The sequence below is a fragment of the Rhodoferax sp. LS1P39 genome, from assembly GCF_056521425.1.
On record NZ_JBWMAV010000002.1, the window covers coordinates 728,154 to 741,906 of the forward strand.

The 13,753-nt window shown below is 61.0% G+C and carries 14 protein-coding genes; 3 read left to right on the forward strand and 11 right to left on the reverse strand.

What is annotated here, in order from left to right; all coding sequences use genetic code 11:
* Positions 1–11 precede the first annotated feature (11 nt).
* From mmsA to AC097O_RS06795, 3 genes are all read right to left on the reverse strand, one after another.
* A complete protein-coding gene (mmsA, locus tag AC097O_RS06785) occupies positions 12–1,517 on the reverse strand; it encodes a multiple monosaccharide ABC transporter ATP-binding protein (RefSeq protein ID WP_479592097.1) in 1,506 nt (501 codons plus the stop codon).
* Between the two features lie 135 nt (positions 1,518–1,652).
* Complete coding sequence (chvE, locus tag AC097O_RS06790) at positions 1,653–2,723, reverse strand: multiple monosaccharide ABC transporter substrate-binding protein (RefSeq protein ID WP_479592072.1); 1,071 nt, start codon at positions 2,721–2,723, stop codon at positions 1,653–1,655.
* A gap of 65 nt (positions 2,724–2,788) precedes the next feature.
* Positions 2,789–3,754: an ABC transporter substrate-binding protein gene (locus AC097O_RS06795; protein ID WP_479592073.1), complete on the reverse strand. Its 966-nt coding sequence runs from the start codon at positions 3,752–3,754 to the stop codon at positions 2,789–2,791.
* A gap of 195 nt (positions 3,755–3,949) precedes the next feature.
* On the opposite strand from AC097O_RS06795, the gene AC097O_RS06800 reads away from it, so the two are divergent.
* The gene (locus AC097O_RS06800; protein WP_479592074.1) at positions 3,950–4,915 is read left to right on the forward strand and encodes a LysR family transcriptional regulator; all 966 of its coding nucleotides are present in this window, start codon (positions 3,950–3,952) and stop codon (positions 4,913–4,915) included.
* A gap of 117 nt (positions 4,916–5,032) precedes the next feature.
* Here the strand turns inward: AC097O_RS06800 and AC097O_RS06805 are convergent, their stop codons facing one another.
* From AC097O_RS06805 to AC097O_RS06825, 5 genes are all read right to left on the reverse strand, one after another.
* Positions 5,033–5,815: an SDR family NAD(P)-dependent oxidoreductase gene (locus tag AC097O_RS06805; RefSeq protein WP_479592075.1), complete on the reverse strand. Its 783-nt coding sequence runs from the start codon at positions 5,813–5,815 to the stop codon at positions 5,033–5,035.
* A 176-nt stretch (positions 5,816–5,991) separates the two neighbouring features.
* Positions 5,992–6,771, reverse strand: a complete 780-nt coding sequence (locus AC097O_RS06810; protein WP_315223999.1) for an AAA family ATPase — start codon at positions 6,769–6,771, stop codon at positions 5,992–5,994.
* Between the two features lie 109 nt (positions 6,772–6,880).
* Positions 6,881–7,183, reverse strand: coding sequence for an addiction module antidote protein (locus AC097O_RS06815; RefSeq protein WP_479592076.1), 303 nt, complete (start codon positions 7,181–7,183; stop codon positions 6,881–6,883).
* Between the two features lie 3 nt (positions 7,184–7,186).
* Positions 7,187–7,483 carry a type II toxin-antitoxin system RelE/ParE family toxin gene (locus AC097O_RS06820; RefSeq protein WP_479592077.1) on the reverse strand — a complete coding sequence of 99 codons (297 nt, stop codon included), beginning with the start codon at positions 7,481–7,483 and terminating at the stop codon, positions 7,187–7,189.
* Between the two features lie 50 nt (positions 7,484–7,533).
* Positions 7,534–8,430, reverse strand: coding sequence for a LysR family transcriptional regulator (locus AC097O_RS06825; RefSeq protein WP_479592078.1), 897 nt, complete (start codon positions 8,428–8,430; stop codon positions 7,534–7,536).
* 127 nt (positions 8,431–8,557) lie between these two features.
* On the opposite strand from AC097O_RS06825, the gene AC097O_RS06830 reads away from it, so the two are divergent.
* Both AC097O_RS06830 and AC097O_RS06835 read left to right on the forward strand, forming a co-directional pair.
* Positions 8,558–9,967 (forward strand): MFS transporter, encoded by a 1,410-nt coding sequence (locus AC097O_RS06830; protein ID WP_479592079.1) that lies wholly within the window; start codon positions 8,558–8,560, stop codon positions 9,965–9,967.
* A 343-nt stretch (positions 9,968–10,310) separates the two neighbouring features.
* Positions 10,311–11,078, forward strand: coding sequence for an FRG domain-containing protein (locus tag AC097O_RS06835; RefSeq protein ID WP_479592080.1), 768 nt, complete (start codon positions 10,311–10,313; stop codon positions 11,076–11,078).
* 201 nt (positions 11,079–11,279) lie between these two features.
* Here the strand turns inward: AC097O_RS06835 and AC097O_RS06840 are convergent, their stop codons facing one another.
* From AC097O_RS06840 to AC097O_RS06850, 3 genes are all read right to left on the reverse strand, one after another.
* Complete coding sequence (locus tag AC097O_RS06840; RefSeq protein ID WP_479592098.1) at positions 11,280–11,531, reverse strand: DUF6538 domain-containing protein; 252 nt, start codon at positions 11,529–11,531, stop codon at positions 11,280–11,282.
* Between the two features lie 264 nt (positions 11,532–11,795).
* On the reverse strand, positions 11,796–12,320 hold the full coding sequence (locus tag AC097O_RS06845; RefSeq protein ID WP_479592081.1) for a hypothetical protein: 525 nt from the start codon (positions 12,318–12,320) through the stop codon (positions 11,796–11,798).
* A 182-nt stretch (positions 12,321–12,502) separates the two neighbouring features.
* Positions 12,503–13,540 carry a lysozyme family protein gene (locus tag AC097O_RS06850; protein WP_479592082.1) on the reverse strand — a complete coding sequence of 346 codons (1,038 nt, stop codon included), beginning with the start codon at positions 13,538–13,540 and terminating at the stop codon, positions 12,503–12,505.
* Between the last annotated feature and the right edge of the window lie 213 nt (positions 13,541–13,753).

A 13,753-nucleotide genomic window follows, 5' to 3' on the forward strand; every position in this document is an offset into this window, starting at 1 on the left:
CTGGTTTTTATTTAATTGGCGCTGACGATGGCGCGCATGATCTTTTCCTGGCTGGCCTCGGCCGTGGGCATCTCGGCCACAAAGCGCCCTTCGTTCATCACGTAGATACGGTCCGACAAGCCCAGCAGCTCGGGCATCTCGCTGGAGATCACGATCACGCATTTGCCTTCGGTGGCGAGCTGCGCAATCAGGGTGTAGATCTCGAACTTGGCCCCCACGTCGATACCGCGGGTAGGTTCGTCCAGGATCAGCAGCTCGGGGTTGGTGAACAGCCATTTGCTGAGCACCACTTTCTGCTGGTTGCCGCCCGACAGGTTGACCACTTTCTGGTCCACGCCCGAGCAGCGGGTGCGCATCTTCTCGCGGTAGCCCTGGGCCACGGCATACTCGCGGCCATCGTCGATCACGCCGTTTTTGGACACGCCGGGCAGGTTCGCCAGCGAGGTGTTCCACTGGATGTCTTCGTTCAACACCAGGCCGTTTCCCTTGCGGTCTTCGGTCACATAGGCCAGGCCGTGGGCCACGGCTTTTTGCACGGTGGAGACATCGATTTCCTTGCCGTGCAGCAGCGCCTTGCCGCTGATACGCTGGCCCCAGGAGCGGCCAAACACGCTCATGGCCAGCTCGGTGCGGCCCGCGCCCATCAGCCCGGCAATGCCGACGATCTCGCCACGCTTGACGGTGAGGTTGATGCCCTTGACCATTTCGCGGTCGGCGTGCTGCGGGTGGTAGGCGCGCCAGTCGCGCAGCTCGAACACGGTTTCGCCAATCTTAGGTGTGCGCTTGGGGTAGCGGTCGGCCATCTCGCGGCCCACCATGCCGCGGATCACGCGGTCTTCGCTGATGGACTCGGCGCGGCAGTCCAATGTTTCCACGGTGGTGCCGTCACGCAGGATGGTGATGGAGTCGGCCACCTTGGAAATTTCGTTGAGCTTGTGCGAAATCAAGATGCAGGCAATGCCCTGGGCTTTGAGCTCCAGCAGCAGCATCAGGAGCGCATCGCTATCGGTTTCGTTCAGGCTGGCGGTGGGCTCGTCCAGGATCAGCAGTTTGACTTTTTTGGACAGCGCCTTGGCAATTTCCACCAGTTGCTGCTTGCCCACGCCGATGTTGGTGATCAGCGCGTCGGGCGATTCCTTGAGGCCTACTTTTTTGAGCAGCGCCTGGGTCTGGCTGTGCGCGGCCATCCAGTCGATCACGCCGTTGTGCGCGGTCTCGTTGCCCAAAAAGATGTTTTCGGCAATCGACAGCAGCGGCACCAGGGCCAGCTCTTGGTGGATGATGATGATGCCCTGCTGCTCGCTGTCGTGGATGCCCTTGAAGCGCTGCTCCTGGCCCTTGTAGCGGATTTCGCCGGTGTATTCGCCATGCGGGTACACGCCCGACAGCACCTTCATCAAGGTCGATTTGCCCGCGCCGTTCTCGCCGACCAGGGCATGTATTTCACCCGCGCTGACGCGCAGGTTCACTTTGTTCAGCGCAACCACTCCGGGGAATGTCTTGCGGATGTCGTGCATCTCTAGGATCGTTTGCAACGTCGGCACCTTTTTTATAGTTATGAAACACCGAAAAAAAGGCCCTACACCTCGCAATGCAGGGCCTTTTCAAGCGCACTGGCAACACCCCAGGCTTTCGGCCTGGGGCGGTTGCCTTTACTTGATTTGCGACTCTTTGTAGTAGCCGCTGCCGATCAGGATCGGGTTCCAGTTGCTGGCATCCACCGCCACGGGCTTGAGCAGATAGGCAGGCACCACCTTGATGCCGTTGTTGTAGGTCTTGGTGTCGTTGAGTTCGGGCTTCTTGCCGGACAGTTCTGCGTCCACCATGTTGGCGGTGACCTTGGCCAGCTCACGCGTGTCCTTGAAGATGGTCGAATACTGTTCGCCGCGCAGAATGGACTTGACCGAAGGCACTTCCGCATCCTGGCCGCTCACCACAGGGCAGGCCTGGGTCTTGGTGCAATAGCCCACGCCCTTGAGCGAGGACAAAATGCCGATGGAGATACCGTCGTACGGGGACAGCACGGCATCGACCTTGTCCTTGGTGTAGAAGGCCGACAGCAGGTTGTCCATGCGGGCCTGGGCCACCGCGCCGTCCCAGCGCAGGGTACCGACCTTTTCCATACCGGTTTGCTTGCTGCGCACCACCAGCTTGCCGCTGTCGATGTAAGGCTTGAACACGCTCATCGCGCCGTCATAGAAGAAGAAGGCGTTGTTGTCATCGGGCGAGCCGCCAAACAGTTCGATGTTGAACGGGCCCTTGCCTTGCTTCAGGCCCAGCTTGTCCACGATGGTGCCCGCTTGCAGCACACCGACCTGGAAGTTGTCGAACGTGGCGTAGTAGTCCACGTTCTTCGAGCCCTTGATCAGGCGGTCATAGGCGATGACCTTGACACCCTTGTCGGCCGCGTTTTGCAGCACTTTGGACAGCGTGGTGCCGTCGATGGAGGCAATCACCAAAACCTTCACACCCTTGGTGACCATGTTCTCGATCTGGGCGAGCTGGTTCGGGATGTCGTCGTCGGCGTACTGCAAATCGGTCTTGTAGCCGCGCTCTTTCAACACTTTGACCATGTTGTCGCCGTCGGCAATCCAGCGGGCCGAGGACTTGGTCGGCATGGAGATGCCGATGGTGCCCTTGTCTTGGGCGTTGGCCACCGGTGCAACACCGAGTGCCGCCAAGGCTAGGCTGGCCAACACAGATTTGAGTAACGTACGTTTCATTGGAATTGTCTCCAGAGTTTTTAAAAAGGCGCGTTCAGTATCGAACGCGCCATGGGGGGCAAGGATCAGTATTTACGCTTGGGGAATTCTTTGGCCGCCACTTCCATTGGGAAGATGCCTTCTTCGGTGACGATGCGCTTTTGCAGCGTTTTGCCCGCCTTCAAATCCTTCACGGCCGACATCAGTTGCGGGCCCAGCAGCGGGCTGCATTCCACCGACACATTCAGCTTGCCGGCAATCATGGCCTCGAACGCGCCCTTGACGGCATCGATGGAGATGATGGTGATGTCCTTGGCGGGCTTCATACCGGCTTCTTCGATGGCCTGGATGGCACCGATGGCCATGTCGTCGTTATGCGCGTACAGCACATTGATCTTCTTGCCCTCGGCCTTGAGGAAAGCCTCCATGACTTCCTTGCCCTTGGCGCGGGTGAAGTCGCCGGTTTGCGAGCGGATGATCTTGAACTTGGGGTCGGCCTTGATGATTTCTTCAAAGCCCTTCTTGCGGTCGATGGCCGGGGCCGAGCCCACCGTGCCTTGCAGCTCGACAATGTTCACATCGCCGGTACTGCCCTTCATGGCATCCACCAGCCAGCGGCCTGCCTTGCGGCCTTCTTCGGTGAAGTCCGAGCCCATGAACGACACATACAGCGAGTCGTCCTTCACGTTGACCGAGCGGTCGGTCAGCACCACCGGGATCTTGGCGGCCTTGGCTTCGCGCAGCACGGTTTCCCAGCCGGACTCGACCACGGGCGAGAACGCGATCACGTCTACTTTTTGCGCGATGAAAGAGCGGATGGCCTTGATCTGGTTCTCCTGCTTTTGCTGCGCATCCGAGAACTTCAGCTCGATACCGGCCTCTTTGGCCGAGGCCTTGATGGACTCGCTATTGGCGGTGCGCCACTCGCTCTCGGCCCCGACCTGGCTGAAACCGAGCACGATCTTCTTCTGTGCGAACACGGTGCCCGGCAGCAGGGCCGCCAATGGTGCGGCGGCCAGTGCGATGGCGAGGGTACGGCGATGGATGCGCATGTTGTCTCCTGGTGGTTTAGTTATTTGCCCTGTCCACCGTCCCAATGGACGGGGTTAGAACCCGGTTTTAGCTTCTTTGGCCAATTAGATGAATGCTTAATTACAAATACCCGGTGAGTCTAAGAACAAAATTGCTATCAATCCAATGGTTTTTTAGCCAAAATACATATCAATATTCACATTCTGGAAAACCCCATGGCCTCAAGTTCCCCCTGGTTTATCCGCGCCCGACTCAAGACCCGGCAACTGCTGTTGCTGGTGGCGCTGGACGACGAGGGCAACATCCACCGCGCCTCGCAGGTGCTCAACATGACCCAGCCCGCCGCGTCCAAGCTGCTCAAGGACCTGGAGGACGTGCTGGAGGTGCCGCTGTTCGACCGGCTGCCGCGCGGCATGCGCCCCACCTGGTACGGCGAGACCATGATCCGCCACGCCCGGGTGGCGCTGGCCAGCCTGAACCAGGCGCACGAAGAACTCATCGCCCTGAAGGCCGGGCGTTTTGGCCAGGTCAGCGTGGGTGCCATCACCTCGCCGGGCCTGACGCTGCTGCCCAGCGCCGTGGCCATGGTCAAGCGGGAGCAGCCCACGCTGCGCGTCGGCCTGGAGATCGAAAACAGCCCGGTGCTGATCGAGCGGCTGCAGCAGGGCAAGCTCGACCTGGTGGTGGCCCGCCTGTTTGCCGAGCAGGACAAAACCAATCTGCGCTACGAGCCGCTGATCGAGGAACCGGTATGCGCCATCGCCCGCCCCGGCCATCCGCTGGTGGGCATGCAGGGGCTGGCACTGCGCGATGTGGTGGGTGCGGGCTGGATCGTGCCGCCCGCGGGCAGCGTGCTGCGGCACCGGTTTGACCTGATGTTCCAGGAGGTGGGCCTGGCACCGCCGACCAATGTGATCGAGTCGTCTGCACTACTGTTCATCACCCGCATGCTGCAGCAAAGCGACATGCTGGCGGTGATTGCCGCCGATGTGGCCCGCTACTACGCCGCCCACGGCCTGGTGGCCATTGTGCCGCTGGACATGCCCTGCCATATGGACGCGTTCGGCATCATCACCCGCACCGACCGCCTGCCCTCGCCCGCCGCCAAGGTGATGCTGACCGCCCTCAAAGCTACCAGCCAGGAGCTCTACGGCTGCACGCTGGAAGCCAGCGAAGCCTGATTCCGCAATTTAAGGCCATTTTTCAGGCACAAAATCAGCCGCTTGCGCTTATGGATTGAGCGCAAGCAGCTATCAAAAACTACATCAAAAAATGTAGCATGGCCTTACAGTTCTTTGTCAGGCCCAGCCTGCATCCACCTTGAACTCCTGCGCGGTGCACATCGCGCCGTCGTCCGAGGCCAGAAACAGCACCATGCGGGCGATGTCGTGGCCGCTCAGCTTGTCGGGCAGGCACTGGGTGCGCTGCAGTTCGGCCTCGCTCTCGGTGTTCAGCCACAGTTCTACCTGCCGCTCGGTCATCACCCAGCCGGGCGACACAGTGTTGATGCGGATACGGTCCGCGCCCAGGCTCTTGGCCAGCCCGCGCGTCAGCCCGTTCACCGACGACTTGGCAATCGCGTAGCAGGGGTAGCCCGTGCCCTTGGTCTGCCAACCGGTGGAGCCCAGGTTGACGATGGAGCCGCCACCCCGGCGCTGCATGCCCGGTACCACCGCCTGGATGGCAAAAAAAGCGGGCCGCTCGTTGATGGCCATGCGCTGGTCGTAGTACTCGGGCGTGACCGACTCCAGCGTGTGCCGGTCGTCGCTGGCCACGTTGTTCACCAGCACCGCAAAATCGCCCAGGGCGCTGGCCGCGTCGGCCATAGCGGTTTGCAGCGCCGCAATGTCGCGCACATCGCACTTGCGCCACCAGGGCGCGGGGTAACCGGCAGCTACCAGTTCCTGTGCCAGCGCCTGGCTGGCGGACTCGGCCACGTCCACAAAGGCCACGCGCGCGCCCTGCTGCACAAACGCCGACACCATGGCCGCCCCAATGCCGCTGCCACCGCCGGTAATAAAAACAGCCTGCTCGCGCAGGCTGGGGTAGGTGGAGTTCAGATTCAGTTCGCTTTTCGACATTGCAATAGTGGTATCAGTAATAACAAAATAGGAATTATTTTGCTATGGACTATGCCTTGTGCGGCCCGGGGCCGTCAAGCACAGATTGATACATCGCGGTCGGAATATGAATGGAAAAAGGCTGCTAGCGCTTTATTTATAAGCGCTAGCAGCTATCAAATAAGCAGCAAATAGATTTACGCAGCCCGCAGGCCTTGCACCACCGCGTGCAGCGCCACAAAGGCCTGCGTGAGCTTGTGCTGCGGGTCCAGGTAAACCATGGGCAAAGACTGCTCGTGCGATTCGCGGATCTTTACCGACGACGCCAAATACGGCTGCAGCACCGGCAAGCCCTCGGCCACCAGCTCATTCACCATGCGCTGCGGCAGGTTGGCGCGCGGCTGGAACTGGTTGACCACAATGCCGTCCACCACCAGGCCGGGGTTGTGGTCGGCGCGGATCTCGGCCACGTTGTCCAGCAGGGTGTACAGCGCCTTGCGGGCAAACTCGTCGCAGTCGAACGGGATCAGGCAGGCCCGCGCGCCGATCAGCGCCGAGCGGGTGTAGAAGTTCAGCGCGGGCGGGGTGTCGATGTAGATGCGGTCGTAGCCCGCCGCCAGCAGTTGCAGCGCCTCGCGCAGCTTGTACAGCTTGTGGCGCGACTCCAGCTTGCTCTCCAGCTCGCCCAGCAGCGGGCTGGACGGCATCAGGTGCAGGTTTTCGTGCGGCGTGGTAACGATGAAGTCGGTGGGCAGCACGGTGCGCAGGCTGTAGCTCAGGCAGTGCTCAAAAAACCCGGCCACCGTGGGCTGGTCGTCCTTGGCCTGCGCGCCCAATAGATAGCTGCTGGAGTTGCCCTGCGGGTCCAGATCGATCACCAGCGTGCGCAGCCCCTGGCTGGCACTGATGGCGGCCAAATTGCAGGTGATGGTGGACTTGCCCACCCCACCCTTCTGGTTGAAAACGACGAGTGGCATGGATGGATTCCTATGGGTGGCGAAGCATGGTTGATTCACCCGACGATATAGGATTTTTAGGCCTTTTTGCCCGGCCCAATAAGGGCGATGCAGACTTTGTTTCTGCCCATTACGGCGCATGCACCACCGCACGGCCATTCAACGTCAACCCCAGCCCTTTGATGACCTTCATGATGGTGTCAAAACTGGGGTTTCCATCGCTGGAGAGCGCCTTGTACAGGCCTTCTCGCGTCAAGCCGGTATCACGCGCCAACTGGGTCATGCCACGTGCCCGCGCAATGTCGCCCAAGGCAGCACGCACCAGGCTGCCATCGCCCGGGTCTTCGTCTATGCAGGCCTGAAAGTACATCGCCATATCTTCTTCCGTGGCCAGACTTTCGACCACATCCCATTTGCGCAGCTGGATTGCCATGTGTTACCCCTTTAGTTGTCTTGCCAAATCGATCGCTGTCTGGATGTCGGTGCTTTGGGTGCGCTTGTCGCCACCTGCCAGCAGCAGCACCAACTCCAGGCCCACCTGGGAAAAGTAGATCCGATAGCCGGGGCCAAAGTGGATGCGCAGCTCTGACACGCCGCCACCCACCGGTGCACAGTCACCCAAACTTCCCAGCTCAACCCGCCGCAACCGGGCACTGATGATCGCCTTGGCCTGCCGGTCCCGCAAATCCTCAAACCAGCGGGCGTATGCATCGGTTTGCTGGATGGATTTCATGGGTAAATTGTAATCCATGGTTCACAGTCACGGTAGCCTGCAAGCATTTTTCAGTCCAACGCCGTGCACACCTCGCGCACGCAGGTGCGCAGCCAGCGCTGTGCCGGATCACCATCCAGCCGGGGGTGCCAGAGCATGGACACGGTGAAGATGGGCGTGTCCACCGGCAGGTCAAAACTGTGCATGCCCGCACGCAGCACACCGGTGTGCCGCCCAGGCACGCTGGCCACCAGATCGCTGGCCCGGGCCAGCGCCAGGGCGGTCGAGAAACCGCCGACGATGGTGGCGATGTCGCGCTGCAAGCCCAGCGGCTCCAAAGCCTCGTCAATCGCCCCCTTGAACAGCCCGCGGCGCGACACGCTGATGTGCTGCCCGGCGGCATAACGGGCGGGGGTGATCGCGCCCTGGCTCAAAGCGTGGCCCGCGCGCACCACGCCGATGAAGCGGTCGCGGAACAAGGCCTGGGTGCGCAACTCGGGCGCAGCCGTGCTGCCCACCACACCAATTTCCAGATCGACCGCGCCCTCGCGCAGGGGCGCGCTGTCCTTGTCGGGCTTTTGCACAAAGCACAGCCGTACGCCGGGGGCCTCTGCGGCCACGCGGGCGATCAGGCCGGGGCCGAAGCATTCCACAAAGCCCTCGCTGGTGCGCAGCGTGAACGTGCGCACCAGTTGCGCGGGCTGCAGCGCCTCAGTGGGGCGCAGCACCGCTTCTGCGTCCTGCACCAACTGGCGCACCTGTTCGCGCAGTTCGACCGCACGCGGCGTGGGCACCAGGCCGCGACCGGCCCGCACCAGCAGCGGGTCGCCGGTGGTCTCGCGCAGCCGCGCCAGCGCCCGGCTCATGGCCGAGGGGCTCAGCCGCAGGCGGCGCGCAGCGCGGGCCACGCTGCCTTCGGCCAGCAGCACGTCCAGGGTGACCAGCAGGTTGAAATCGGGGGTTGCCATGCGTCCACGATAGCGCAGTTTGGGCCTGAGATGGCGTTTGGTGCACGGATACAGTGCAAACGCTGCGCCTTCCGCCATGTCGGGTAAAGACCTACGCTAGCGACTAGCTCCACAGAAAGACGCATACATGTTCAAAACCCGCCAAACTCCCTGGGCACTGGCCAGCCTGTCGCTATCGATGCTGCTGTCCTCGCTGGGCACCAGCATCGCCAACGTGTCCCTGCCCACCCTGGCCCAGGCCTTCAACGCCTCGTTCCAGCAGGTCCAGTGGGTGGTACTGGCCTACCTGCTGGCCATCACCACGCTGATAGTCAGCGTGGGACGGCTGGGCGACATCCTGGGCCGCAGGCGGCTGTTGCTGGGCGGCATCGTGCTATTCACCGCCGCCTCGGTGCTGTGCGCTGCCGCACCCACGCTGGGGTGGCTGCTCGCAGCCCGCACCGCCCAGGGCCTGGGCGCGGCCACCATGATGGCGCTGACCATCGCCTTTGTGGCCGAGACCGTGCCCAAGGCCCAGACCGGCAGCGTCATGGGCCTGCTTGGCACCATGTCGGCCGTGGGCACCGTGCTTGGCCCCTCGCTGGGCGGCGTGCTGGTGGGCAGTTTCGGCTGGCGAAGCATCTTTCTGATCAATCTGCCGCTGGGCATCGCGGCCTTTGTGCTGGCGCAGCGCCATTTGCCCGCCGATCGCCACAATCGCAGCACAGCCCGCTTCGATGCCATCGGCACCCTGCTGTTGGCGCTGAGCCTGGCGGCCTATGCGCTGGCCATGACGCTGGGGCGTGGCCACTTCGGCGCGCTGAATGGGGTGCTGCTGCTGGCGGCGGCCGTTGGCACCGGCCTGTTCGTGTTCAGCCAGAGCCGTGTGGCATCGCCGTTGGTGCAGTTGGCGGCCTTCCGCGACCCGGCGCTGGGCGCCAGCCTGGCCACCAACGTACTGGTGGCCACGGTGATCATGGCGACCTTTGTGGTAGGGCCGTTTTACCTGTCGCAATCGCTGGGCCTGAGCGCTGCGAGGGTCGGGGTGGTGATGGCCATCGGCCCGGCCATTTCCATCGTGGGCGGCGTGCTGGCAGGCCGGGTGGTGGACCGCTGGGGCGCGGCCTCGACGGTGGTGGTCGGGCTGGTGGCCATGGCGACAGGCGCAGTAGCGCTGGCGGTGCTGCCCATCCTGTTCGGCGTGGCCGGATACATCGCGTCCATCGCCATCCTGACCCCGGGCTACCAGCTGTTCCAGGCGGCCAACAACACCGCCGTGATGCTGGACGTACCCGCCGACCAGCGCGGCGTGGTCTCCGGCCTGCTCAGCCTGTCGCGCAACCTGGGGTTGGTCACCGGTGCCTCGGCCATGGGTGCGGTGTTCGCATTCGCAGCAGGCACGACCGATATCACCACAGCCCGCCCCGAGGCAGTGGCAACGGGCCTGCAGGCGACCTTTGCGGTGGCGGCATTGCTGATCGCCACCGCACTCGCCATCACGGTGGCCAGCCAGCGCAAGGCAGAAACGAAAAAAGCGCCTGGGCAGGCGCTTTTTTGAAAATACTTGGAGGAAGAGGTGGGATTTAAACCCACGCAAATAGACTATTTAGTCCATATAAATCAACAGCTTAGCAATTAATCAAACTCGCTACCAGTCACAGTTAAACGTCGCACACAAGCCGACACTGTACACCGGCAAAATATCCCCCCAGGCCTTGCGCACGGTCTCTTATTAGGGTCTCTTATTAGGGTCTCTAGCGAAAGGTCTAAATGCTACGCTGCACGTCGCACTGTAGGGAGGGGCACGATTGCAGCGGTTGTCCTTATGGCGACACCAGTATTGACGAAGACCACATTTGTACAGCAGATAGACTGGGGAGACATAACCTTATAAAGACTGCATGGAAACAACAAGCAATATCTCTGAGTCTTCAATTGGCTCTGTAGGGGATCTGATTGAGGAAGTCGGAGCGGAGTTTGTAGGCGATGACGCGGTGCTCTTTAGGGGACAGGGTAACGAAGCATGGCAACTTACCCCGCGCCTCGGTCGGCTGAAACTTAGAAGCAAATATGCGAGTTCGCTTCTCAAAACGGAGAAAAATATGCTGGCCGACTTCGAGCGGTTGGCTGTGCCTCACGTTGGGAACAGGGCAGTGCAGGGAAATTGGGATTTACTGGCACTGGCGCAGCATCATGGACTTCCAACAAGACTGCTAGATTGGACCTCTAATCCTTTGGTAGCACTTTGGTTTGCAGTCGAACGTCCACCGGAAAATGGTAGGAGCGCCATCGTATGGGCATTGAGGACGGTAGATGCTGACTATGCAGACCCACAGGATGATCCGCTAGCTTTACCCCGAACATTGATTTTCCGGCCCCGACATCACGACTCGCGCATCGTGGCCCAGGCGGGATGGTTTTCAGTGCATACGCTCTCACAAAAAACCAAAAAGTTCAGTAGCTTTGAAAAGCTGAAAGCACAAAAGCATAGATTACACAAGTACACCGTACAGCCCTCTTATTTTCCGGCAATCAGGGAGGATTTGGCCCGTTGTGGCATTTCCCGTGCAGCCCTATTTCCCGGCCTTGCGGGGCTTTGCGAACACTTGGCGTGGAAGTATGAAATGCTATCTGACGAAAGCGAATACGACACTATTACGAGTCTTTAGCCTGTGACCTGCCTGACCCCGGATGAAATGTCCGGGTGGCGGGGGTGTAATTGAGTCATTCCCGCTCAAGCGACAGTTCTTGCTGGGGTTGGTGAGTGCGGCCAACTCCACCAATGCAGTCCTCCCCGCTTCACTATCCCTGCCCGCCTCATCCTGAGCGAGGTCTGCGGCATAGCCCCCCCGCGCAATGGCTGCGGCTAGCTATGGGGAGACCCTGGATATGGGGGGTGGTGCCGCTGCCGCTGCCTTGAGGGCTGTACGCTTGGCCTCGAACTCAGCTTCTTTATCGGCCCGCAGGCGGTGCGCTGCACTCTTGGCCTGGGCATAGCTCACGCGGCCTAAACTGATTCGGAAGTCAATCCGGCCACCGTAGGCGGAGAGAAGGTCATGGGGGACATACACGCGGAACTGGTGCACGCCGTTACGTTCGGCAAGTCCAAGGGGCTTTGCCATCGGTGACTCATGGTTAGGAATTACCACAATGCCACGCTCACCAGTCACAAAAGCCGCTGTAAGCCTTTGAAATTGCTGATTTTCTTTATGAATCAACAACTTAAATGGAGGAAGAGGTGGGATTCGAACCCACGATAATCACCCATTTAGTCTATATAAATCAACGACTTAGAGATTTTATTAACTTGCTACAAGTCACAGTAAAACGTCGCACACAGGACATCACTGTACACCCGAAAAGGAGCACCGTAAGCCCCCGCAAGGTCAATCCCAAGGGCACCCAGCCGGTCCACTCACAGAGGCCCCCAGCGGTGCCGTTACGGGCTCCATTGATTGCCCCAATGGGGTCGCCGCCTGTGCTCCGCTGGTGCCCTGTGCGGCCTCCTGGTGGGCCTGTTCGGCGCTTCGCTCTGCTGCACGCTGTGCCTTCAGTCTCGCCCGCTTGGCCTTGTCGCGGTCCGCCTGGGCCTGCACCCGAATGGCTAGCTTTTCAGCCTTCAGTTTGGCTGCGGCCTCCTCCTTCACCTTGCGGGCTGCTTCGCGCTTGACCTCGGCCCGTGCCCACTTCAAGGCGGATAGGCGTAGCTGTTCAATGAATGCCGCCTCCTTGGCCTGGGCCTTGATGTCCACCAGTTCCAGGCACTGGATGCACTTGTCATCCTTTGGCCTGCGTAGGTTGCCGTGCCCGGACACTGAGCAGCAGCGGGTAGAGGTGTAGGAGGTCAGCTTTAAGGTGAGCGCGTCCTGCCTGGGTGTAGCGCTTCGGGGTGATTGTGTGGGATGGGTCATGTATGTGGGTGTTGGTTTTGCTCTTGGGGCAAAGGGCAGGGTTTAGGTTTCTGGCTCTCCTCTGGGGGCCGCCTAGGTGCCCTGTAAGTCGTTCAGTCGGTGGGCGATGTCATCAAATGCAGCGAATAAAAAGGCCCCCGCATAACGCCTTGTGAGCACTTCGCGGGGGCCTATCGGGTGGCCTACTTGGCCTTTGCCGCTACACCTTTAGCTGGTGTGCTCAAGGCTTCGAGGCGTGTGCTGGGGTAGCTGCCCATCTTCTGGACGGTGGCGGTCCATCGGTCAGGGCCTGCCAACATAGATGCACGCAGCCCACCCCTTCGGGTGTCCTCTACGCGTTCCCCGGCCTTGTTGGTGTAGAACACCTGGGTTTCTGCTGCAAACCCTGGGGCATCGTTAGCAGCCAGTGAGGCCCACGCCTTGCGGAACTGGGCAGGGTTGCCCGTCTGCCATGCAATGTCAAGCATCACCGCCCTTTGCTGTGGCTGCATGCGTTCCCAAAGGCCGGGGGCCGATGACTCCGCCACCTCCTTGACCAGCTTTTCATACCGGGGCAAGGCCGCAAGCAATAGACGGTCGCTTTGCTGTGGGGTCAGCTCTGCCGTGCCAGTCTTCACCGCCAGCATTACCAGGGGGTCGGTAACGCCAGCAGCGCGAAGGTCTGCGTCCACGTGGGCAGCATTGGCCTTGAGGTTGTACCCCGTGCCGATGTTCTTGCCTGCACCCCTTGCCGGGTCATCGTAGGCCCGCAGTGCCACGCCTTCCCCTGCGGTAATGCTGGATGCTGCGAGGGCTATGTGCTGCGTACCAGCGGCATACATGGGATTGGTCAACATTCGCATTGCTGCGTCTGCCGTCTGCTGGTTGCTCACAATGGCGGTGCCTCTTGCTGGGGGCTGTGCAAGGCCTGCGGCAGGGTTTCCCATTGCAAGCATAGGAACGCCCTTGAGGCGGGCCATGTAAGCCTCACGCATAGCCCCTTGATACGCCACCGTTTGACTGGTGGAGATAAGCCGCAGAGCCTGTGCCTTGGCGAACAGTTCGGGGGACAGGGGCTTTCCTGGGTCTGCGCGGTAGGTGCCCCCACGCAGGCCACCAGCAGGCCCCGGCGTGAAGTAGCGGCCAAGTTCCGCGCGCTCCGCCTCGTTGATGTGCTTGGCCTCCGCCGCCTTCTGCAACAGGTCTTGGACGCTCATCGTCCCTAGAACCTTGTTAGCCATGCCACTCCATGCGGTCACCGTGTAGACCCCCGTAGTTCCTGTGGGGATGTACTGCACGGTCCACCCATTGCCGCCGTCCAGGTCGTCTAGGTGGTTTGTGCTGGTCAAGTTTTTTCGGACACCGCGATAGGTTGTTTGATTGCCGATTGCTGCTCGAAAGCATTGGGTGGCAAGTTGCCCAGTTTGGAGTGCAGCCGCACGCTGTTGTAGAAG

Coding starts and splice junctions, on each gene's coding strand:
- mmsA (WP_479592097.1), bottom strand. CDS start 1,517: ATGCACGACATCCGCAAGACATTCCCCGGAGTGGTTGCGCTGAACAAA.
- chvE (WP_479592072.1), bottom strand. CDS start 2,723: ATGAAACGTACGTTACTCAAATCTGTGTTGGCCAGCCTAGCCTTGGCG.
- AC097O_RS06795 (WP_479592073.1), bottom strand. CDS start 3,754: ATGCGCATCCATCGCCGTACCCTCGCCATCGCACTGGCCGCCGCACCA.
- AC097O_RS06800 (WP_479592074.1), top strand. CDS start 3,950: ATGGCCTCAAGTTCCCCCTGGTTTATCCGCGCCCGACTCAAGACCCGG.
- AC097O_RS06805 (WP_479592075.1), bottom strand. CDS start 5,815: ATGTCGAAAAGCGAACTGAATCTGAACTCCACCTACCCCAGCCTGCGC.
- AC097O_RS06810 (WP_315223999.1), bottom strand. CDS start 6,771: ATGCCACTCGTCGTTTTCAACCAGAAGGGTGGGGTGGGCAAGTCCACC.
- AC097O_RS06815 (WP_479592076.1), bottom strand. CDS start 7,183: ATGGCAATCCAGCTGCGCAAATGGGATGTGGTCGAAAGTCTGGCCACG.
- AC097O_RS06820 (WP_479592077.1), bottom strand. CDS start 7,483: ATGAAATCCATCCAGCAAACCGATGCATACGCCCGCTGGTTTGAGGAT.
- AC097O_RS06825 (WP_479592078.1), bottom strand. CDS start 8,430: ATGGCAACCCCCGATTTCAACCTGCTGGTCACCCTGGACGTGCTGCTG.
- AC097O_RS06830 (WP_479592079.1), top strand. CDS start 8,558: ATGTTCAAAACCCGCCAAACTCCCTGGGCACTGGCCAGCCTGTCGCTA.
- AC097O_RS06835 (WP_479592080.1), top strand. CDS start 10,311: ATGGAAACAACAAGCAATATCTCTGAGTCTTCAATTGGCTCTGTAGGG.
- AC097O_RS06840 (WP_479592098.1), bottom strand. CDS start 11,531: ATGGCAAAGCCCCTTGGACTTGCCGAACGTAACGGCGTGCACCAGTTC.
- AC097O_RS06845 (WP_479592081.1), bottom strand. CDS start 12,320: ATGACCCATCCCACACAATCACCCCGAAGCGCTACACCCAGGCAGGAC.
- AC097O_RS06850 (WP_479592082.1), bottom strand. CDS start 13,540: ATGGCTAACAAGGTTCTAGGGACGATGAGCGTCCAAGACCTGTTGCAG.